The 20702-nt window shown below is 53.9% G+C and carries 16 protein-coding genes, 1 pseudogene, 1 riboswitch and 1 other annotated feature; of the genes and pseudogenes, 4 read left to right on the top strand and 13 right to left on the bottom strand.

The features are described from left to right. Positions 1-126 precede the first annotated feature (126 nt). Positions 127-1752, bottom strand: a complete 1626-nt coding sequence (locus tag B9L19_RS04000; RefSeq protein ID WP_047752638.1) for a putative polysaccharide biosynthesis protein — start codon at positions 1750-1752, stop codon at positions 127-129. Positions 1753-1864: 112 nt separating this feature from the next. On the opposite strand from B9L19_RS04000, the gene B9L19_RS03995 reads away from it, so the two are divergent. Continuing rightward, positions 1865-3175 (top strand): BaiN/RdsA family NAD(P)/FAD-dependent oxidoreductase, encoded by a 1311-nt coding sequence (locus tag B9L19_RS03995; RefSeq protein ID WP_047752637.1) that lies wholly within the window; start codon positions 1865-1867, stop codon positions 3173-3175. Between the two features lie 192 nt (positions 3176-3367). Here B9L19_RS03995 and B9L19_RS03985 read toward each other — a convergent pair whose 3' ends face one another. The 9 genes and pseudogenes from B9L19_RS03985 to B9L19_RS03950 form a co-directional block, all read right to left on the bottom strand. Next, entirely contained in the window at positions 3368-3547 is a 180-nt protein-coding gene (locus B9L19_RS03985) for a sporulation protein Cse60 (RefSeq protein WP_008880941.1), read from the bottom strand. A 115-nt stretch (positions 3548-3662) separates the two neighbouring features. Further along, positions 3663-5222 (bottom strand): annotated as a pseudogene (locus tag B9L19_RS03980) (M4 family metallopeptidase); the annotation flags it as partial. A 459-nt stretch (positions 5223-5681) separates the two neighbouring features. Further along, positions 5682-5810, bottom strand: coding sequence for a hypothetical protein (locus B9L19_RS19510; RefSeq protein ID WP_256363765.1), 129 nt, complete (start codon positions 5808-5810; stop codon positions 5682-5684). A gap of 15 nt (positions 5811-5825) precedes the next feature. After that, the gene (locus tag B9L19_RS03975; RefSeq protein ID WP_047752635.1) at positions 5826-7100 is read right to left on the bottom strand and encodes a helix-turn-helix domain-containing protein; all 1275 of its coding nucleotides are present in this window, start codon (positions 7098-7100) and stop codon (positions 5826-5828) included. 405 nt (positions 7101-7505) lie between these two features. Next, positions 7506-7820, bottom strand: a complete 315-nt coding sequence (locus B9L19_RS03970; protein WP_025949564.1) for a rhodanese-like domain-containing protein — start codon at positions 7818-7820, stop codon at positions 7506-7508. 57 nt (positions 7821-7877) lie between these two features. Beyond that, a complete protein-coding gene (gene leuS / locus B9L19_RS03965; protein WP_025949565.1) occupies positions 7878-10295 on the bottom strand; it encodes a leucine--tRNA ligase in 2418 nt (805 codons plus the stop codon). A 74-nt stretch (positions 10296-10369) separates the two neighbouring features. Further along, positions 10370-10591: a binding site (T-box leader), on the bottom strand. A gap of 91 nt (positions 10592-10682) precedes the next feature. Continuing rightward, positions 10683-11882, bottom strand: coding sequence for an MDR family MFS transporter (locus B9L19_RS03960; RefSeq protein WP_025949566.1), 1200 nt, complete (start codon positions 11880-11882; stop codon positions 10683-10685). A 210-nt stretch (positions 11883-12092) separates the two neighbouring features. Continuing rightward, entirely contained in the window at positions 12093-12257 is a 165-nt protein-coding gene (locus B9L19_RS03955; protein ID WP_025949567.1) for a hypothetical protein, read from the bottom strand. A 79-nt stretch (positions 12258-12336) separates the two neighbouring features. Further along, positions 12337-12600 (bottom strand): YtzC family protein, encoded by a 264-nt coding sequence (locus B9L19_RS03950; protein ID WP_011232317.1) that lies wholly within the window; start codon positions 12598-12600, stop codon positions 12337-12339. 293 nt (positions 12601-12893) lie between these two features. Here B9L19_RS03950 and mnmM point away from each other — a divergent pair, with 293 nt between their 5' ends. Next, the gene (gene mnmM, locus B9L19_RS03945) at positions 12894-13481 is read left to right on the top strand and encodes a tRNA 5-(aminomethyl)-2-thiouridylate-methyltransferase MnmM (protein WP_025949568.1); all 588 of its coding nucleotides are present in this window, start codon (positions 12894-12896) and stop codon (positions 13479-13481) included. Between the two features lie 48 nt (positions 13482-13529). Here the strand turns inward: mnmM and B9L19_RS03940 are convergent, their stop codons facing one another. Beyond that, a complete protein-coding gene (locus B9L19_RS03940) occupies positions 13530-14639 on the bottom strand; it encodes a tetraprenyl-beta-curcumene synthase family protein (RefSeq protein WP_082131168.1) in 1110 nt (369 codons plus the stop codon). 339 nt (positions 14640-14978) lie between these two features. Here B9L19_RS03940 and B9L19_RS03935 point away from each other — a divergent pair, with 339 nt between their 5' ends. Beyond that, complete coding sequence (locus B9L19_RS03935; RefSeq protein WP_047752629.1) at positions 14979-15521, top strand: gamma carbonic anhydrase; 543 nt, start codon at positions 14979-14981, stop codon at positions 15519-15521. A 68-nt stretch (positions 15522-15589) separates the two neighbouring features. Here the strand turns inward: B9L19_RS03935 and metK are convergent, their stop codons facing one another. Beyond that, positions 15590-16795 (bottom strand): methionine adenosyltransferase, encoded by a 1206-nt coding sequence (gene metK, locus B9L19_RS03930; protein WP_047752633.1) that lies wholly within the window; start codon positions 16793-16795, stop codon positions 15590-15592. A gap of 128 nt (positions 16796-16923) precedes the next feature. Further along, a riboswitch (SAM riboswitch) is annotated at positions 16924-17038 on the bottom strand. 219 nt (positions 17039-17257) lie between these two features. On the opposite strand from metK, the gene pckA reads away from it, so the two are divergent. After that, a complete protein-coding gene (gene pckA, locus B9L19_RS03925; RefSeq protein WP_047752628.1) occupies positions 17258-18844 on the top strand; it encodes a phosphoenolpyruvate carboxykinase (ATP) in 1587 nt (528 codons plus the stop codon). Between the two features lie 191 nt (positions 18845-19035). Here the strand turns inward: pckA and B9L19_RS19260 are convergent, their stop codons facing one another. Next, the gene (locus B9L19_RS19260) at positions 19036-19917 is read right to left on the bottom strand and encodes an aKG-HExxH-type peptide beta-hydroxylase (RefSeq protein ID WP_025949573.1); all 882 of its coding nucleotides are present in this window, start codon (positions 19915-19917) and stop codon (positions 19036-19038) included. Between the last annotated feature and the right edge of the window lie 785 nt (positions 19918-20702).

The raw sequence follows: 20702 nt of genomic DNA, 5'->3' as shown, positions 1-20702 counted from the left end.
CGTCGAACCCTTTCGCTAGGGCGCCGCGATGTTCGCAAGAAGCGCCGTCCGCCTGGCTCCCCGCCTAAACGAGCCGCTTCTAGGAAACGGCCGTCCGGTCAACAGCCGATCCCCATACATCCTCACCTACGATACCGCCTTTTTCTCTTTCCGGCGCCAAAACGCAAACCGGTCGCCAAACAGCACGGAAAACAATCCGGAGCGGATGCTGAGAAACAAATAGACGGCCGCCCCGACCGCTGCGCCGATGGCAACAGCGCTCACCGATTGGGCAGTGCTGTCGCGGTAATCGATCCATCGGGCCGCCAGAGCCTCGACCCCCATAACCGCCGCTGACATCGCCGCCGTCAAGATGGCCATAAACGCTGTCCGGCGGGCGACAAACCGATAGCGGTAGCGCGTGCGGCGCTGAATGACCCATAAGTTGAACGCCACCGAGACGAAATAGCCCGCCATCGTGGCCACAATGGCCCCGACGGCCGACCATTTCATAATGAGCGGCGTGTTGAGCAGAAGCTTCACAAGCAAGCCGGCTGTCAAACTGACGACCGTAAACCGCTGCTCGTTGATGCCTTGCATGATCGCCGCCGTCACGGAAAACAACGCGTACAAAATCGCCGCCGGCGCGTACCAGCGCAACACTTGTTCACCAAGCGGATCATAGCTGTAAAACGAGCTGTACACCGGCCCTGCCAGCACCGCCATGCCAATCACCGCCGGGAGCGTTAAAAACATGAGCACTTGAAACGTCTGGTTCAAATATTGCCGCAGCGCTTTCCGGTCTTGCGCGACATACGCTTTCGTAATCGTCGGGATGAGCGCCAAGCTGAACGAGGTCGCGAGCGTCACGGGGATGATGACGAGCTTTTGCGCCCACATGTTGAACACGGAATACGCGTGCTCGGAGATGTTCCCGCGGCCCGCCGCCGCCATCGCGTGATTGAACGTAAACTGATCGACGAGCTGGTACAACGACATCGACAAGCCGACAAAAACAAACGGAATCGAAGAAAGAAGCAGCTCTTTATACATCGCCAAAAGAGACACGTCCGCTTCGCCGCGGTCACGCGCAAGCAGCGACTGCAAATACGGACGCCGCTTCCACCAATAGACAAGCAGCACCAAAAGCCCCGCCGCCGCCCCGACAAACGCAGCAAACGTCGCCGCGCTCACAGCGGAGACGATCGAGCCGTCCATCAGGCGCAAAATGACGTAGCACGCCCCAAGCAAAAACGCGATGCGCGCGATTTGTTCGACGACTTGCGACAGCGCCGTCGGGCCCATCGACTCATGTCCTTGGAAAAATCCGCGGATCAAGCTCATCACCGGCACGATGAGGAGCGCAAAGCTGACCGCGCGGATGACGGCCGTGACGTCGTCGACCGAGTTGACGTTCGTTTTCGCGTCGATGACGTGCGGCGCCAAGATGGGCGCCAGGGCGTACAAAATGAGCCATGAGGCGATGCCGCTTGCGATCATCAAGACAAGGCCAGAGCGAAAGAGCCGATAGCCGACGCCGTATTCCCCAAGCGCGTTGTATTTCGACACAAACTTTGACACCGCCACCGGCAGCCCGCCGGTCGCCAAGCTCAAAAAAATTTGGTACGGCACATAGCCGTATCCGTACAGCGCCCCGCCGCGCTCGCCGACAAGATGGTAAAACGGGATGACGTAAAATAAACCAAGAAGGCGAGAAATCATCACGCCAGCCGTTAAAATAAACGTGCCGCGCAGCAGTTTCGATGTTGACATATGACCCCTTCCCTAGCCATGGACGTTGAAAATGACAACATATTTATTTTACCATAGTTGTCAATGGAACGAAAAATATCGGCCACGCGCAGAAAGAAAGGGTGGAATGAACATGGGATACGACGTCATCATCATCGGCGGCGGTCCGTCCGGGCTCATGGCGGCCATCGGCGCCGGCGAAGAAGGGGCGAAGGTGCTCTTGTTGGAAAAAGGAACAAAGCTCGGGCGCAAGCTCGCCATCTCCGGCGGCGGACGCTGCAATGTGACGAATCGGCTGCCGGTGGATGAAATGGTCCGCCATATTCCCGGCAACGGCCGCTTTTTATACAGCGCCTTTTCCGTTTTCAATAACGAAGACATCATCCGCTTTTTTGAACGGCTCGGCGTGCCGCTCAAGGAGGAAGACCACGGTCGCATGTTTCCCAAAAGCGACAGCGCCCAGTCGGTCGTCGACGCGCTTGTTCGCGAATTGTCGCGCCTTGGCGTCGATGTTCGGCTTGAATCGCCAGTGGCGGACGTGCTGTATGAACAAGGGAAAACAGTCGGTGTCACGCTGAAAAGCGGGGAGACGATCCACGCCCGTGCGGTTGTCGTCGCCGTCGGCGGCAAATCGGTGCCGCAAACCGGTTCAACGGGCGACGGCTATCCGTGGGCGGAAAAAGCGGGCCACACGGTGACCGAATTGTTTCCAACCGAAGTTCCGATCGTCTCGCATGAGCCGTTCATCCAAGAGCGGACGCTGCAAGGCTTGTCGTTGCGCGACGTCGCGTTAAGCGTCTTAAAGCCGAATGGCAAACCGATCATCACCCACCGGATGGATATGCTGTTTACGCACTTCGGCATTTCCGGCCCAGCTGCTCTCCGTTGCAGCCAGTTTGTCGTTAAGGCATTGAAAAAAGCGGCGGACGGCGCGGTCGAAATGAGCATCGACGCGCTTCCGGACGTGACGCAGGAAGAGCTGTTCCAACATTTCGCCAAGCTGTGCAAAGAGGAGCCGAAAAAGGCGATGAAAACGATCGCCAAAACGGTGCTTCCCGAGCGGTACGCCGTCTTTTTGCTCGAGCGGGCCGGCATCGACCCGCACGCCTCTGCCGGCACGGTCGGCCATGAGGCGCTGCGGGCGTTTGTCCGACAGTGCAAACAATTTACCTTTTACGTCCACGGCACGCTGCCGCTTGAGAAAGCATTCGTCACCGGCGGCGGCGTGTCGGTCAAAGAAATTGAGCCGAAAACGATGGCCTCCAAATGCATGGCCGGCCTTTACTTTTGCGGGGAAATTTTGGACATTCACGGCTACACGGGCGGCTACAACATCACCGCCGCCCTTGTCACCGGGCGGCTCGCCGGCGTGAACGCCGCCCGCTATGCATTGGCGGAAAAAAACGGGGCGAACGGCTCCGCGGAGCAGACAGCAACGAATTGACCGCCGTCCTCATGCCCCTCGGGCGCTCGGGGGCGTCCGCTGACATTCCGACAACGCCCGTCTTCAAGGCGAGCGATCGCAAAATGTCGCCGCCTGAAATGGAAATGCCGCAACGAAAAAAGCGTCGCCCGCTTTGGGGGGATCAGCACGAAAACGGCCAAAGAATCCCGCAGTCTGGAGCCGTGTGAAGTGTCAAGTCCGGTAAATGACCATGGCGGAAAAACAGTAGATTTGCTCGCCTTCCGATTCCATCGCCGCCACGCTGTACTTGACATCGATCAACTGTCCGTCTTTCAATCGGGCTAAAAAATCATTGACCGCCGCTTCCAAATCTTTTTCATGCTCTTTATCAAACACTTTCACTTTGTACATCGCCATTCCCCCGTTTTCTTTTTCCTTTTCCACGCATTTAGGGAAAATCCTGCCCACAAAAGGCGTCACGCGCCCCCGAACAGCGGGACGCGTGACGTCAGAAACTTCATTCGTCTTAATACACGCCAACCGCATTGAACGCCTGTTTCACCGAGTTGACTTCTTGGCTTGTCGACCCGTACAAATCAGCGGCCGCTTGCACGCAGGCGGCGCGCAGCTGGCTGAAGTTCGACGTCGGCGTCAAATAGTAGACAAGCGCCCGGTAGAAAATTTTCCCCATTTTGTCGCGGCCGATGCCGGTGACGCTCACGCCGTAATGGACGCCTCCTTGGCTGAGCAAGTACGCCGCTTTATTGATGATGCCGCTGTTTGTATGGACGCCGCCGTTGTCTTGCGTGCCGGTGTACCGTTTCGAATAATGATCCGGATCGCCGTATTTCGCCGGGTCGGACATCGAGCGGAGCGCATCGCCGGCGATCCCAGGCGTGTAAATGTCTTCGCCGATCTCCCAGTCCGGGTTGCGGTTGGCGTAGAACTCCACGAGCGTGCCGAAAATATCGGACATCGCTTCATTGATCGCACCGGACTCGTTTTGGTACACCAACCCGGCGGTATAATCGGTCACGGCGTGGGTCAACTCATGAGCGACGACATCAATGCCTCCGGAAAACGGCAAAAACGTCTGTCCATCTCCATCGCCGTACACCATTTGCGAACCGTTCCAAAACGCGTTGTTATAGCCGCGGCCGTAATGAACGGTCGAACGGATGGCGGCGTTGCTGCCGTCATAGCTCAGCCGGCCGTGTACATTTTTGTAATAATCATACACGACGCCGGCGTAATAATGGGCGTCCACCGCCGCCGTGTCATAGCTGGCGAAAAATTGGTTGTCGCTATCGGCCCATAAGCTGCCGGGCAGTGTAGTGCGGTTTCGTCCGTCATACGTAAAAATGCCGCTGCCGCGTGTATTGTCTTGCAAATAGTAATAACCGTCATACGAAGAGTACGTCGTATTGATATATTTCTGATCGCCCAACACACCGCGGCCCACGCCGACTGTCGACGTACCGGCGACCGGCTGCCCGCCGTCCGGCTTTGCCTCGTCCATTTGGTTCCATTTATCTAACACTCTTCCGTCTGTAGCATCAACCATGTAGATCCAGTTGCCTGGCACAGGGGTTAAAAAGCGGACATTGACTTCATAAGCGAGGCGTGCGTCCTCCCCATCCGGATAGATGACAAGCCGCGTTGATTTTCCCACTTCGAAAGCCGGCCATTCGTTCGTCACTGCATCCACCACATCTTGTTTCGCGATCCTTTCCGCTTGTTGAACGGAAATGGCGGCTTTTGTTTTCAACGTTTGTTTGTCCAAATTCGGAATGAGCGCGCCCGACAAAGAGGACAATTCGCCATCGTTGACATGGGCAACAAGCACGGCGCCATACACGGGGATGCCGTGATAGCGCTGTTCAAAACGCATGACCGTATGGCCGAGTTCATCCACTTGTTTGCCAATCAAGCTCAGCCGTTCACGGGCTTGTCCACCAAGCTGGAACGTATTCTTCTCTTGATCAAGATAACGGTAAACCAATTGTTCCGGAGCTTCCTCGCCTTTTAACAGCGAACCCGAAACGAACGATGGCGTCTTCCACTGTTCGTTCCATACTATTGATTTTTCCTTCGCCGAAGCGCCGAGCGGCCAAGCCATCAATCCAACCGCCAACCCAATCGCGCCAAGCATCGCCCGTTTGTTCATTCCCTTTACCCCTTTCTTATTTTTTGGATTATTTATTCTAGATAAAATTTTATTACAATATATTTTGATTGGGTATTGGGAAAATGATCGGGCGACATGCGGGCTGATCCGGCAGCCTATTTTCCGTTTTTCCCTCTTTGCGGCTTTCCGCCTGCGACAAAACGGCCAAAGTGAAACACGACCGACAGCGAAGCAGCCAAGCAAAAAAAACGATTGATCTTTTTCACTGGAGCCAACGGATTTCCACAGAACGTGCTTTGACGGACGAAACAAAAAAACCGACTCATCCCCCGCTTTCGCACCGTGGCGAAAACAGGAGACGGATCGGTTCGAAGAAGATCCACACAGACAGGCAAAGCGCCAATCCGGCCGCTTCTTTTATCGGGCGATCACGGTCGGCGGTGGATGCTCATCTTTTGCCGCCTCTTTCACCCCGATGCCTTGGCCAAAGGCCGAAGCGAGGCCAAGGACGGCGAGAGCGACGATCACGATGACCCGCTTTTTCACGAGCTTCACCTCCTTTCAAACGCCGGTTTGCGTCCGCAAGAGGGCGCAGCTTAGCTGATAATATTGGGCCGCCTGCTTGTATTGGCGCCTCCGCATATAACAATCCGCCAAATATTCGGCATACAACGACGCGTCGTCATACTCCTTCTTTTTTTGGAAATAGGGAATCGCCTCCTGTTTGAGCAGCCGCTCTAACCGTTCATCGTCTGCGCTCAAAAGCAGCCGGTAAATGGAAAAATGCAAATAATACTCATAATGCTCGGACGCGCCGTTAGGGGCTTGTTCGAGCTGTTTCCACCCTTCCTCGACAGCCATCGACGCTTTGCGATAATGCTTGGCATCACAATGCACGCGAACAAGCGACAAAAGCGTGATGAGCCGAGCATCCAGCGGGGCGTCCTCTTTATAGATCAAACTGTTCTCATAATGTTGCACCGCCTCGCGGTATTGACGTTTCATTCCTTTCAAGTGGCCGAGATTGTGTTCCACAATCCCAAGAAGCCGTCGATCCTCGACCATCCTCGCCGCCTTTTGGGCCAGCAGACAATGGTCAACCGCTTTGTCGATCTCCCCGCAGCGCCGATGGCAAATCGCCAACAGCACATGGCATTCGGCGCTCCGCCGCAAGTCGTATTCCGCCTGGCTGAGCGCCAGCGCTCGCTCGGCGTATTGAAGGCATTGGAACCATTTCCACAGACGGCTAGAAGCAAGCGCCGACAAGTAAGCCAAATCAGCCTCCTCCCTGCTCGTTTTCCATTCTCCCTTCAACAACTCTTCTGCCTTTTGATAACAATGCAAGGCATCGTCATATTTTTCTTGACAATAATATAAAAGCCCAAAAAACTTCCAATAATAATAGCGCATGTCATCACTCAACGACCCATACCAGTCCCGCACGCTTTGCGCCGCCGTTTCCGCCCCCTTTTTGTCGCCAAGAAGCAGCCAATACCGGATTCGCATCAGCTGAAAATAAATCATGGCTTCGGCATCCCCAGACTGCTCGCATCGTTCTTTGACCGTTTTATACAGTTCCCGCGCGGCAGGCACATCACGGTTCGTCATCGCCTTATACCACGACATCACCCATTCGAACCATGAAGGCATTGTTTCGTTTCCACCCGGCCGGATGTCCAGCCGACGAAACAAGCATTCGAGCACCTCTTGGCTCGGGATGACTTGGTTATTCTCAATTTTCGACAAATAAGACACCGAAATAATGCCTTCAGCCGTTTCTTCTTGGGTCAGGCCTTTCATCAAACGGGCGAATTTCAAGCGGTCGCCGAGTTTCAATAGAGAGCTCCTCCTTCGAACAAGTGTCTGATTTTACCGAAAATTATATCCTTTCCTTTTTTTTCTTGCATCACACTTTGGTACTAAAACAAAATGGAAAAAGCGCCCCAAAAAGCTGGGACGCTTTTTCGCTCATGCAAGACCAGCGGCAAACAACCATTGGACCGTGCGGGAAGAACAATATTCACCGTTGAGAAACGCGGAACCGCCCGACTCCCCACTATACGCCGACCGAAGACGCGCAAGCCGCCGGACGCATGAAAAGGCCGGCGCCAGCAAGCCATTCCTCTTGACCGAGCGGGGCTGTTCCATCCGCTGATACGTTCTGTCGTTTTGGTCTCGACAAAAATGGGAGCACTTGGATGACAGCCCGCCGCCATGTCCTGTTCTTTGAACGGAAAGCGCTTATCGCTTCGGCGTCGTTTCGCCTTCCCACTCGAGCATGCCGCCCGTCATGTTGCGGACGCGATAGCCGAGCTCCTGCAAGTAGCGGCAGACGTTTTCGCTCCGCCGTCCGGAGCGGCAGACGAAAATATATTCTTCGTTGCGGTCGAATTCCTCAAGCCGATTGGGGATGTCGCCCATTTTGATATGCTTCGCGCCCGGAATCATGCCGAGCGCGACTTCCTCGTCTTCGCGCACATCGACAATATTCAGCTTTTCGCCGCGCTCAAGCTTTTCTTTCACTTCAGCCGGCGTGATTTCCTTGATCTCTTCCATGGCAGATCGACCCCTTTCGTTGGTGGATCAGGAGCGGGCCGAAGCCCGCCCTCATCATCACTTGGCGACGATATTGACGAGCTTGCCGGGGACGGCGATCACTTTGCGCACGGTTTTGCCCTCAAGCTGCTCTTTGATTTTTTCATCGGCGAGCGCCCGCTCCTCGAGCGCTTCTTTTGGCAAGTCAACGGGCACGTGCAAACGCGACCGCACTTTGCCGTTGATTTGCACGACGATTTCCACGACGTCCTCGACAAGCTTCGTTTCATCATACGTCGGCCACGGTTCATAGGCGATCGTGTCCGTGTGGCCAAGCTTTTGCCACAGCTCCTCGCCGATGTGCGGGCAGACCGGCGACAAGAGCTTGACGAAGCCTTCCATGTATTCTTTTTTCATTTGCTCCGCTTTGTACGCTTCGTTGATGAACACCATCAGCTGCGAAATGGCGGTGTTAAAGCGCAAGCCTTCATAGTCTTCCGTCACTTTTTTCACCGTTTGATGATAGACGCGCTCGAGCGTGTCGCTCTCCGGTTCGTCGACAATGTTCGGGTTCAGTTCGCCATTCTCGGTGACAAAGAGTCTCCAGACGCGGTCGAGGAAGCGCCGCGCCCCGTCAAGCCCTTTCGTCGACCAAGCGATCGACGCCTCAAGCGGCCCCATGAACATTTCATACAGCCGCAGCGTGTCGGCCCCATGGCTTTCGATGATGTCGTCCGGGTTGACGACGTTGCCTTTGGATTTGCTCATTTTTTCGTTGTTTTCGCCTAAAATCATTCCTTGGTTGAACAGCTTTTGGAACGGTTCTTTCGTCGGCACGATGCCAAGGTCATAAAGAAACTTATGCCAGAAGCGGGCATAAAGCAAATGCAAGACCGCGTGCTCCGCCCCGCCGATGTAGACGTCGACCGGCAGCCACTTTTTCAGCTTTTCCGGATCGGCGAGCTGCTTGTCGTTGTGCGGGTCGATGTAGCGCAAATAATACCAGCAGCTTCCGGCCCATTGCGGCATCGTGTTCGTTTCGCGCCGCCCTTTTTTCCCAGTTTTCGGGTCGACAACATTGACCCATTCTTCGATGTTGGCGAGCGGCGATTCGCCCGTTCCCGACGGACGGATTTCATCCGTTTTCGGCAGCACAAGCGGCAGTTCGTCTTCCGGCACCGGCGTCATCGTGCCGTCTTCCCAATGGATGATCGGAATCGGCTCTCCCCAGTAGCGCTGGCGGCTGAACAGCCAGTCGCGCAGCCGGTACGACACTTTTTTCCGCCCTTTGCCATGCTCCTCAAGCCAGGCGATCATTTTGTCGATCGCTTCCTGCTTGTTCAAGCCGTTCAAAAACTCGGAGTTGATATGCTCACCATCTCCAGTGTACGGTTCCTTTTCGATATCGCCGCCGGCGACGACTTCTTTCATCGGCAAGTGGAATGTTTTCGCAAACTCGTAGTCGCGCTCATCGTGCGCCGGCACGGCCATGATCGCTCCGGTGCCGTAGCTCATCAAGACGTAGTCGGCGATCCAAATCGGAAGCCGCTCGCCGGTGACCGGGTGAATGGCGTACGCGCCGGTGAACACGCCCGTTTTTTCTTTCGCCAAATCGGTGCGCTCAAGGTCGCTTTTGCTTTGAATTTCCTTTAAGTAGGCGTCAACGGCTGGCTTTTGCTCCGGCGTCGTGATTTTCTCAACGAGCGGATGCTCCGGCGCCAAGACGGTGTACGTCGCGCCAAAGAGCGTATCCGGACGCGTCGTGAACACAGTGAATGTTTCGTCATGGCCGTCGACGGCAAACTCGATTTCCGCTCCTTCCGAACGGCCGATCCAGTTGCGCTGCATCTCCTTAATGCTTTCCGGCCAATCGAGCTCTTCCAAATCTTCAAGCAGGCGGTCGGCGTAGGCGGTGATTTTCAGCATCCATTGCCGCATCGGCTTGCGGATGACCGGATGCCCGCCGCGCTCGCTCCGGCCGTTGATGACTTCCTCGTTGGCCAGCACCGTGCCGAGCGCCGGGCACCAGTTGACCGGCACTTCATCCATGTAGGCGAGCCCTTTTTCGTACAGCTTCAAGAAAATCCATTGCGTCCATTTGTAATAGTTCGGGTCGGTCGTATTGATCTCCCGATCCCAGTCGTACGAAAAGCCAAGCGACTTGATTTGCCGGCGGAAATTGTCGATGTTTTTTTGCGTAAACTCCGCCGGGTCGTTGCCGGTATCGAGCGCATATTGCTCAGCCGGCAGCCCGAACGCGTCCCAGCCCATCGGGTGAAGGACGTTGTACCCTTGCATCCGCTTCATGCGCGCCAAAATATCCGTCGCCGTATATCCTTCCGGATGGCCGACGTGCAAACCGGCGCCAGATGGATACGGGAACATGTCGAGAACGTAAAACTTCGGCTTGTCATCATCATCGGGCGTGCGGAACGTTTTGTGTTTCTCCCAATAGTCCTGCCATTTTTGTTCAATTTCGCGGTGGTTGAAGCTCATCGCAGCACTCCTCCTATCCAGTTCTACTTGCATCATGGACGAAAATATGTACAAAAAAACCCCCCATCCCCACGCAAAGGGACGAGAGGCGCGCTTCCCGCGGTACCACCCTTTTTGGCGCGCCAAACGGCGCACCCGCTTTCTTCCTTAACGCGGATCGACGGCCGGCGCTGTCGGGGATCGTTCGCGCCGGCAACTCCGAGGCGAGTTCACGGGCCGACTTCGGTTGACTCGCACCATCCGTCAACTCTCTGCCGTCCGTCGGGCCCGCTACTGCTCCTCTTCATCGTTATTCGCCTTATTCGCACATGAATCGACCGATGAGTGGACAGAATGACAAATTTATTATTATTTTAAAAAATTTGTCGATCAATTGCAAGTCGAAATCTATACGGAAGCCGCGGTTTTTTCATCCGCGTTCTCCGTCCGCTTCGGGAGATGACGATCATGCAAAAGCGCGGCCAGCACCGCCAATAAGGCAAACAATGCTAACATCATGATGAGCAGCTTCATTCCAAACAGATCGGCGACCGAGCCGCCGATGACCGGTCCGATCATCCGTCCGACCGTGGCCGTTCCGTTGACAATTCCTTGGTACAACCCGGCCTTCCCCGGCGGCGCCCATTCATTCACCGCGGCCGGAATCGCCGGCCAGACGATCATCTCGGCGATCGTGAGCACCATCATGGACGCAGCAAACTCGGCAAACGAATGCGCCCCCAACAGCATAGCAAACGAAACGGCGAAAATCAAAAAACCGATCACGATTTGCCGCTTCAACGTCGGCATGAAGCGGCGGATGAGCGCTGACAACAGCGGCTGGGCCAAGACGATCAACGCGCCGTTGATCGTCCAAAGCAAGCTGTACTGCCCGACCGGTATCCCGAGCTCGCGCGTATAGGCGGCGATCGTCGTCGACCATTGGACATAGCTCAACCAGCACAGTCCATAGCCGACACAAAGAAGGACGAGGGCGCGGATGTGTGCCCGGGACGCCTCGTCCCCCGTCCGGCCCTCTCGCTCTTTTTTCCGCCGCGGCGGCAACGGAACGCGGCGCAGCCCAGCCACAACCGTAAACAAAAACACGGCATACAACAAAAGGTTGGCGAAAAAAACGAGCGAGAACGAATATGAAGCGACAAGCCCGCCAAGCGCCGAACCGACGGCGACGCCGATGTTTTGCGCGACATACAAGGCGTTGAACGCCCGCCGCCCCCCTTCCGGCCAAATCGTTCCAGCGTACGCCGACGCCGCCGGAAAGACGACGCCGCTGCCAACGCCGACAAACGCCAAAAACACGGCATAATGCGGCCAACCATGCCAAACGCTTAAGCCGCCGAGCGCGGCTATCGTCAAGCACGCCCCGGCCAACAAAACGCGAAACCCGCCGATCCGGTCAAACAAAAAGCCGCCGGCCAAGCTGCCAATGACGCTTCCCCCAGAGTTGAGCATGAGCACGACACCAGCGACAGCGAGCGGCTGACCGAGCTGTTCATGCAAATAGATCGTGTTTAGCGGCCATAGAAACGACGCCCCTGTCACATTGAGCGCCATGCCGACAAGCAGCCACCAAAGAGCGCGGGGCATCGGTTATCATCCTTTTCTGACTTTTATTTTGAGTTCCGAAATAATTGTAGGGGAAAACAGGAAAAAATGCAATCAAAAAGGCGGAGCGTTCCGATGCCTCCGCCACTTTTTTGCCAAACTGACTCCCCACGGAAACAATGGCTTTTGAAGCGGGGCTCCTGCGCGAAAAGAAGAACAAGCCAAAGCGGCTTCCGCCCCTTTGGCTTATCGTCACCCGTTCCGCTGCTTGGAGCGGATCGGTTGGCCGCCCGTTTTCTCGTATTGCTTTTTCGCCAGCTTCACCGGGTCAAAGTCTTGGCCAAGCTCAAGATCGTTATTGTTTTGACCGCTAGGTGTTTTTTGTTCTGGATTCGTTTGTTTCAGGCGTCGCTTCATGCCGTGTTCCTCCTCGTTTCATCAGTCAAGCGAACAGATGCCGCTTGGCAACATGATCGCCATGCGGCCGCTTCCCGTTTTAGCGGTCAAGCAAAATCATGTCGTTTTGCAATTGCTCGAGCTGAAGCCGCATCCGATGCAGCTGCTCGCGCTGCTGGGCGTTGCAGCTTCGCGCCAAGTGCGCTAGGTCGATGACCGTCTGCTCGAGCATCTGCTGGGCGTTGGTGTATTCGGTGATGTTGTAATGCTCCTGCTTTTGCGCTTCCGTATATTGCTCTTTCGCGTAGCGGATCACATCTTCACACCGCTGCAAAAATTCCTCAACGGATTGTCTTGTCGCCATGCGCTCACCTCGTTTCGTGATATTCCCTCATGTTTACTATGCGCCGCATCGGCCGGCCGTATCACGCCAATGATTGGCAGCGGTCGATTTTCCATGAAGTTTTTGTTACAATGCCGACGTGAGGATCTTCGTTCAGCTCGATCAGGCCGATGTCGGTCAGCTCAAGGTTTTCTGTCACGCCGGCGCAGAGGATGGCGAGGCTTTAGGGAAAAAGCGAGGGCATCCGACATCTTTGGCGCAGCACCACGCCTGCCAACATAAACGATGAAACGATCACAAGGAGGGGCCAACTGATGGCTTTACTGAACATTTTGCCGTTCGCCCGCTTTTTGCTTGATCAAGCAGTCAACGAAGGCGACATCGCCGTCGATGCGACGGTTGGCAACGGGCACGACACGGTGTATTTGGCCGAACGCGTCGGGGAGACAGGCCATGTGTTCGGATTTGACATTCAGCCTGAGGCCATCACCGCCGCTTCCGCCCGCCTCGCGGAACATGGGCTATGCGGGCGGGCGACGTTGTTCGAACGAAGCCATAGCGAACTGCTTGACACGCTTCCCGCCGCTGTACACGGACGCATCTCCGGCGCCGTGTTCAACCTCGGCTATTTGCCGGGCGGCAATAAGCAAATCGCCACCAAGCCGGAATCGACGATCAAAGCAGTCGATCAGCTTCTTTCCATCCTAAAGCCGGGCGGCGTCATCGTTCTTGTCGTCTACCAAGGCCATCCGGAAGGAAAGCGCGAACGCGACGCGCTCCTTGATTACGTCCGCTCTCTTGATCAACGGCGCATCCATGTCTTGAAATACGAATTCATCAATCGGCAAAACAACCCGCCGTTTTTGCTCGCGCTCGAAACCCGGGCAGATCAGGGCGCCTGAATGGATCGAACCCAGTCCCTTTTTGCCGATACAAGCAAACGGCTGCCCTTACGAAAAGGACAGCCGTTTTTGCCGCTCCTGCCAAAAGCGGTACGCTTTTCCGTTCCAATAGAAAAACTGCGACGCCGCCCCGCCAGCGCGGACGAGCCGGCGCGCCAGCCGGCGCAGCCCGCGCTGCTTTTTCACCTTGGCATCCGACAAATACAACCCAAGAAGCCCTCGGTGGATGAGGCGGTGAAACTCGCCGTGCGGAAGGGCGCCGACATGGCGGTCGGCCTCTTCGATGAAATGGCAAAGCCGCTCAAGCATCACCGTTTCATTCGGATAGTAAAAGCAAAAATTCAAATCGCCGCCGTTCCGATCTTCCTCTTGATCGATCAAATAGTCGAGCAAAATGTGCAGCCCTTGAATGTATGGAAAATAACCGTCGCGCACTTGTCTCGCCATCTCCGGCGGCAGCGATTCGCCAAACGCATAGGCGACGAGGCAGAAAATACCGAGCGTCGAACCGGAGCAGGCGGAAAACTCATACCATTCCATCGGCGGCAAGGCGTCTTTGTATTGCGTAAACCATTGCACCAGCCGCGGCACCCGCTCGCTCGCTTCGACATGTTTATGCACTTGCAAGTCGCAATAATATCCGGCCAATTCATGCAAAAATGGGGCGATCGTCTCATAATGGCGCACCGTCTCGAGCACCTCTTGGCACGTGCGGACGAGCGCTGGCAAATAGCCGCCGTCTTCCTGCTCGCGGCGATGGCGGTAATAGTTCGACGGCTCCGCGCCGATCGTCAACGCGTCCGGCATCGAATCGTGCAAGGCGCGAAAGTCGAGCGGATCGAGCGAGGTGCTGCGGTCGCACAAATTATCCAAATAATCGCTGATCGTCTGGTAAGCCACGATAAAGCGGATGCAATCCTCCATGTTTTCTCCGGCCAAGAGCGCCAAAATGGAGCCGCCTTCGCAATGGAACGTTTTCGACGCGATGCTCGCCAAGGCCTGGCGCCGAAGCTCCGGGTCGGGAATGCACTCGGCCTGGCGCCGCCAATAGGCAAGCTCGCGGTGGACAAGCGGAAGCACGTCACGATACACCATTTTCATCAAGGCGATGGGGTTTTTCGGAATGTTCAATCGGCTCACCTCAGGTGCAAACACCATGGTCTCGTCTCCTAGCATTTCCATCTTATCGGCAACCAAAATCGGTTCCCGTCTGAACAGCCTGCGATCTCGTCTTTCAGTATTGCCATCAATGCAGCCGGGGCAAACCCATAAAAGGGGCGGCGATGAAATGAAAAAGCCGCTCAACAACGGTTCTTCCCATGTTGAGAAGCTTTGTGGAATCGGATCTTCTTTCCCGATCCCAACCCCTCATCAGGCGAAACGAAACGTTTTTCACCAATCTCGATTAGGCGCGTTCGCTTTCGTTGGCGATTTGGACGCCTCGTTGTACAATACATGGTGAACGATCGATTTTGCCATAGAAAGGAACGAACGCCCATGATTTACCCATACAAAGGCAAAACGCCGCAAATTGCCGCATCCGCCTTTATCGCCGACTATGTGACGATCACCGGCGATGTCGTGATCGGCGAAGAGACGAGCATTTGGTTCAATACCGTCATTCGCGGCGACGTGGCGCCGACGGTGATCGGCAACCGGGTCAATATTCAAGATAACTCAATTTTGCATCAAAGTCCAAACAATCCGCTTATCATTGAAGACGGTGTAACCGTCGGCCATCAAGTCATTTTGCACAGCGCCATCGTTCGCAAAAACGCGCTCATCGGCATGGGCTCGATCATTTTGGACCGCGCAGAAATCGGGGAAGGCGCGTTTATCGGCGCCGGCAGTTTAGTGCCGCCGGGCAAAAACATTCCGCCCAACACGCTCGCCCTCGGCCGGCCGGCGAAAGTCGTCCGCGAACTGACGGAAGACGACATCCGCGAAATGGAGCGCATCCGCCGTGAATATGTCGAGAAAGGGCAGTATTACAAGGCGCTGCAGCAAGCCGCGCGTCCTCACGAAAAAGAGCTGCCGTGATCCGGCAGCTCTTGTGCTGTTGCGTTTGCCGACGCCCGAAACGACTCGCGCATCCGCGCCGTCCGGCCTTACTTGTTCGCCAGCGCTTGTTCTCTCAGCGTCGCCGCTTTATCGGTGCGCTCCCACGGCAGGTCGATATCCGTGCGCCCGAAATGCCCGTAAGCGGCCGTCTGTTTGTAAATCGGGCGGCGAAGATCGAGCATTTTGATAATGCCCGCCGGGCGGAGATCGAAGTTGTTGCGCACGACTTCAATCAAAATGTCTTCCGACACTTTGCCGGTGCCGAACGTATCGATCGAAATCGAAACCGGGCGGGCGACGCCGATCGCGTAGGCAAGCTGCACTTCGCATTTGTCGGCAAGCCCTGCCGCGACGATGTTTTTCGCGACATAGCGGGCCGCATACGCCGCCGAACGGTCGACTTTCGTCGGATCTTTGCCCGAGAACGCGCCGCCCCCGTGACGGGCGTAGCCGCCGTACGTATCGACGATGATTTTCCGCCCCGTCAACCCGGCATCCCCTTGCGGACCGCCGATGACAAATCGTCCTGTCGGGTTGATGAAATAGTTCGTGTTCTCATCAAGCAGCTCCGCCGGCACGACCGGCTTGATGACATGTTCCTTAATGTCGCGCTGGATTTGCTCTTGGGTAATTTCTGGATGGTGCTGCGCGGACACGACGATCGTATCGACGCGCACCGGTTTGCCGTTTTCATCGTATTCGATCGTCACTTGCGTTTTTCCGTCCGGCCGCAAGTACGGCAAGACGTCCGTTTTGCGCACTTCCGCCAATCGGCGCGCCAGGCGGTGCGCAAGCGAAATCGGCAACGGCATCAATTCTTCTGTCTCATTGCAAGCGAACCCAAACATCAATCCTTGGTCGCCGGCGCCGATCGCTTCAATTTCCTCGTCAGTCATCTGACCTTCGCGCGCCTCGAGCGCCCGGTCAACCCCCATCGCAATGTCCGGCGACTGTTCGTCAATCGACGTCAGCACCGCGCACGTATCGGCGTCAAATCCGTATTTGGCGCGCGTGTAGCCGATCTCCCGAACCGTATCGCGGACGATGCGCGGAATGTCCACGTACGTTGACGTCGTGATTTCCCCGCTCACAAGCACCAGCCCGGTCGTCACGCTCGTTTCGCAAGCGACGCGGGCGTTCGGATCTTTTTCCAAAATGGCATCCAAAATGGCATCAGAAATTTGATCGCAAATTTTATCCGGATGTCCTTCCGTCACAGACTCTGACGTAAACAAGCGGCGTTTGGCTGACATTCGGTTTGTTTCCTCCTCTTGGCATAATGTGGCGACACGGAACTCATTTCCCTTTTTCCCTTCGCAATATAAAAAACCTTTCCTGTAACGGCTGAGGAAAGGCCATGGCAATCGTATTGCTCCTTTCACTCTTATCGTTCAAGGACTGCGCCTTGCCACAGGTTAGCACCATTTCACACATGTACAGTTGTGACGGTTGCTGGGCTTCATCGGGCCTGTCCCTCCACCGGCTCGGGATAAGAGTATCCGTTCAATGACTTATCTTATCGCAATGGAATCGGCAAAGTCAACTATCAAAATTCATTTTTTATCATTTCCAGCCGCGAAAATTCTTTCCTCAAGGAAATCAACACATTGGACAAAATAAAGTTTGAAAAACCCACACAATTAGTATGGACTATTAATAAAAATGTGTTATACTATTTTCAAGAGTGATTACAATAAAAAAGGCAGGTTTTGAATATGGGGATCGCAAATATGACGAATAAACTGGATGTATTGCTGCAAAAACCATACGTCCGCCATCAGCTGTCCGTCGCCGAGCTCGTCGAGAAAGTGCTGCAGCGGAACGAAGGACGGCTGACCCACACCGGGGCAGTCGCCGTCACGACCGGCAAGTACACCGGACGGTCGCCGAAAGACAAATACATCGTCGAAGAACCGTCCACGAAGCAAACGATCGACTGGGGAGCCGTCAACCAGCCGATGTCTCCAGAAACGTTTGACAAACTGTACGACAAAGTGCTCGATTATTTAATGAAGAAAGATGAGCTGTTCGTGTTTAAAGGCTTTGCCGGCGCCGATCCGAAATACCGGCTGCCGATTCAAGTCGTCAACGAATTCGCCTGGCATAACTTGTTCGTCCATCAGCTGTTCATCCGGCCGAACGCCGAGGAGCTCGCCGCGCACGAGCCGCAATTCACCGTCATTTGCGCGCCGAACTTTAAAGCCGACCCGAAGGTGGACGGGACGCGCTCGGAAGCGTTCATCATCATCTCGTTTGAACGGCGCACCGTGTTGATCGGCGGCACCGAGTATGCCGGCGAAATGAAAAAATCGATTTTCTCGGTCATGAACTATGTGCTGCCGGAACAAGGCATCCTGCCGATGCACTGCTCGGCCAACGTCGGGCAGGAAGGCGACGTCGCCCTCTTTTTCGGCTTGTCGGGAACGGGAAAAACGACGCTCTCGACCGACCCGAACCGCCGCTTGATCGGCGATGACGAACACGGTTGGTCAAGCCGCGGCATTTTCAACATCGAAGGCGGCTGCTATGCGAAATGCATCAACCTATCGCGCGAGAAAGAGCCGCAAATTTTTGACGCCATCGGCTTCGGCGCGGTGCTCGAAAACGTCGTTCTCGATGACGCGACGCGGGTGCCGAATTACGACGACGGCACGCTGACGGAAAACACACGCGCCGCCTACCCGCTTCAGGCGATCCAAAACATCATCGACCCGAGCGTCGCCGGCCATCCGTCCACGATCGTGTTTTTGACAGCCGATGCGTTCGGCGTCCTGCCGCCGATCAGCAAGCTGACGCGCGAACAGGCGATGTACCATTTCTTAAGCGGCTACACAAGCAAGCTCGCCGGCACCGAACGCGGCGTCACCGAACCGGAAGCAACGTTCTCAACGTGCTTTGGCGCACCGTTTTTGCCGCGCCCGGCCGTTGAATACGCGGAAATGCTCGGGCAAAAAATCGCCGAACACAACGTCCGCGTCTTTTTGGTCAACACCGGCTGGACAGGGGGGCCGTACGGCGTCGGCAGCCGCATGAAGCTCGTCTACACCCGCGCGATGGTGCAAGCCGCCGTCGAAGGGGAGCTCGACAACGTCGAAACGGTCAAAGACCCGATTTTCGGACTCGCCATCCCGGCGCACGTCCCGGGCGTGCCGGATGACGTCCTGCAGCCGCAAAACACATGGGCCGACAAACAAGCATACGAACAAAAAGCAAAAGAGCTGGCGCAAAAATTCCGCGCCAACTTCCAAAAATTCGCCCACATCAATCCGTCCATCGAAAAACTCGGCGGACCGCTCGTGTAACAAGAACCCGGCTGGACAGGGAACATCCTGTTCGGCCGGTTTTTCTGTTCTTTCCTCTGCTTTCGTCTCCGACACTGAATCCTGAAGCATTTCTGTACGTCGATCCGTTTCATTCGCCTCAAACAACCTCAAAACAACCGGACTCGATCAAACGCAATGGGCTTCTGTGTTTTCATTTGTCGCAATGGCCATTAGTTCTGTAAGGAATACGTAATGTCATCAAAAGATGGATGATTAATGAACTTGCGCATGATTTCTAAAGTTTTTACTCCCTGTTCCCCCAAGAATTGTGTTCTTGCCTCTATTTCTTCAACTGTTTTCCGCAAATCATCCATATACTTCTCAGAATTTTTAGAATCATTAAACAAGTGATAAAGATGCATAATTCCTATAGAAACTCCAGCAGCATGATATGCTCTGTCTAAAGGCCTTTTGATTTTCAAGATGGTTGATGTAACTAGAGCTTCTTCTTTTGCACATTCATTAGCATTAGGAAACATACAGTTAATCATATCATCCAAGAAGATACTTTGGTGGATAAACTCATGATAAATGGCCTCTGCATATTCAATGATTGACCAATCAGATTGAGGGTTTAACCATACTAATCCCATAACATTGGACACTGATCCTCCACCAAACAAATCTTTTTTTAAAATCAAAAAGGTACCAATAAGTGTATTAATTAAATCATACAAATCATTATGCAATACTTTGATCAACTTTAATGCTTTTTCAATTCTATCAGTAATTACTTCTTGCTCTTGTTGTGAATAAATGTGTTTATCGTTTTCCAAATCCTCTTTGTCAATCATACCCAAACTAAGTAATTTATTTTGCAATGTTTTATCAAAATATGTAACATGTATTTTTTCGTTTGAGTATGGAACAGGAACATCTTGAATATAATTTATGGCTTCAAAATATTTCTCTTTTAACGTGACACCTAATGGGAATTTCTTTCCACTTTCCTGCTCGACATAATTTTTTAGAATCTCGATATTCTCGATAATGTGTGATTTATGCAGAAATGGTAAAAAGATTTTTGATTCTGTCTGAACTATACTTGACATACTACTCCCCTATTCACGGTATATTTATGGCTCTTCACCACAAAATACACTTGACAAAAAACGTTTTTCATAACGTCAAAAAGATCAATTTCCATTTTTTGTTATTTTGTTCAACCGGGAGGGTCAATATCATGTTTGTTCCTAAAAGTCAAGTACATCTTTCACCCGAGTTCGACAGTTTTGAGGCCATTTTAGGCTCTTGGGTGATGTCCCACGGGTGAAGGAGCGCTCCCCTTCCCATGGGTCGTAACCGTCGAGGTTGGACTTTTCGCGATGTTCCTGGAGCTAGTTGAGTTTTAGCGATCAACTAGCCCCATTTTTTTCATAAATTGAACAAACTACTTTGTCAAATGAATTTGCATTCTAAGTGGTTGTACTACAAGAGACATTTGTGCATTACTTTTTAAATAATGTTCAACATAACGTTTAATATTTTCGACATGCTTTTTATTCATGGAATAACACCTCCTTCTATTTGTATTAATTGCTATTTTAACAAAAAAAAATGTATAATTACAACAATCAAAAAAATAAAATTATTCTATACCCGTGGTGCTAGTTGAGCGCTGACGCTCAACCAGCACCATAGAAATAAAAATGGACTCTAACAGAATAAGGGGGAGGCTTCCATTGCTTCAGTATATCCATTTACCTTTAGCAGATTGTTGAAAATCAACCCGTTTTCCTTCGCTCCATCGTTTTGGGGCGTGGCAAAAAGCCAGTTTCATCAAAGACTGAAGATCTGATTTTTGGTTCATTTTGACTATTCCATCACCAGTCGTTTC

The organism is Geobacillus thermocatenulatus, assembly GCF_002217655.1.
GTDB lineage: Bacteria > Bacillota > Bacilli > Bacillales > Anoxybacillaceae > Geobacillus > Geobacillus thermocatenulatus.
This window is presented reverse-complemented; position numbering and strand designations above follow the sequence as displayed.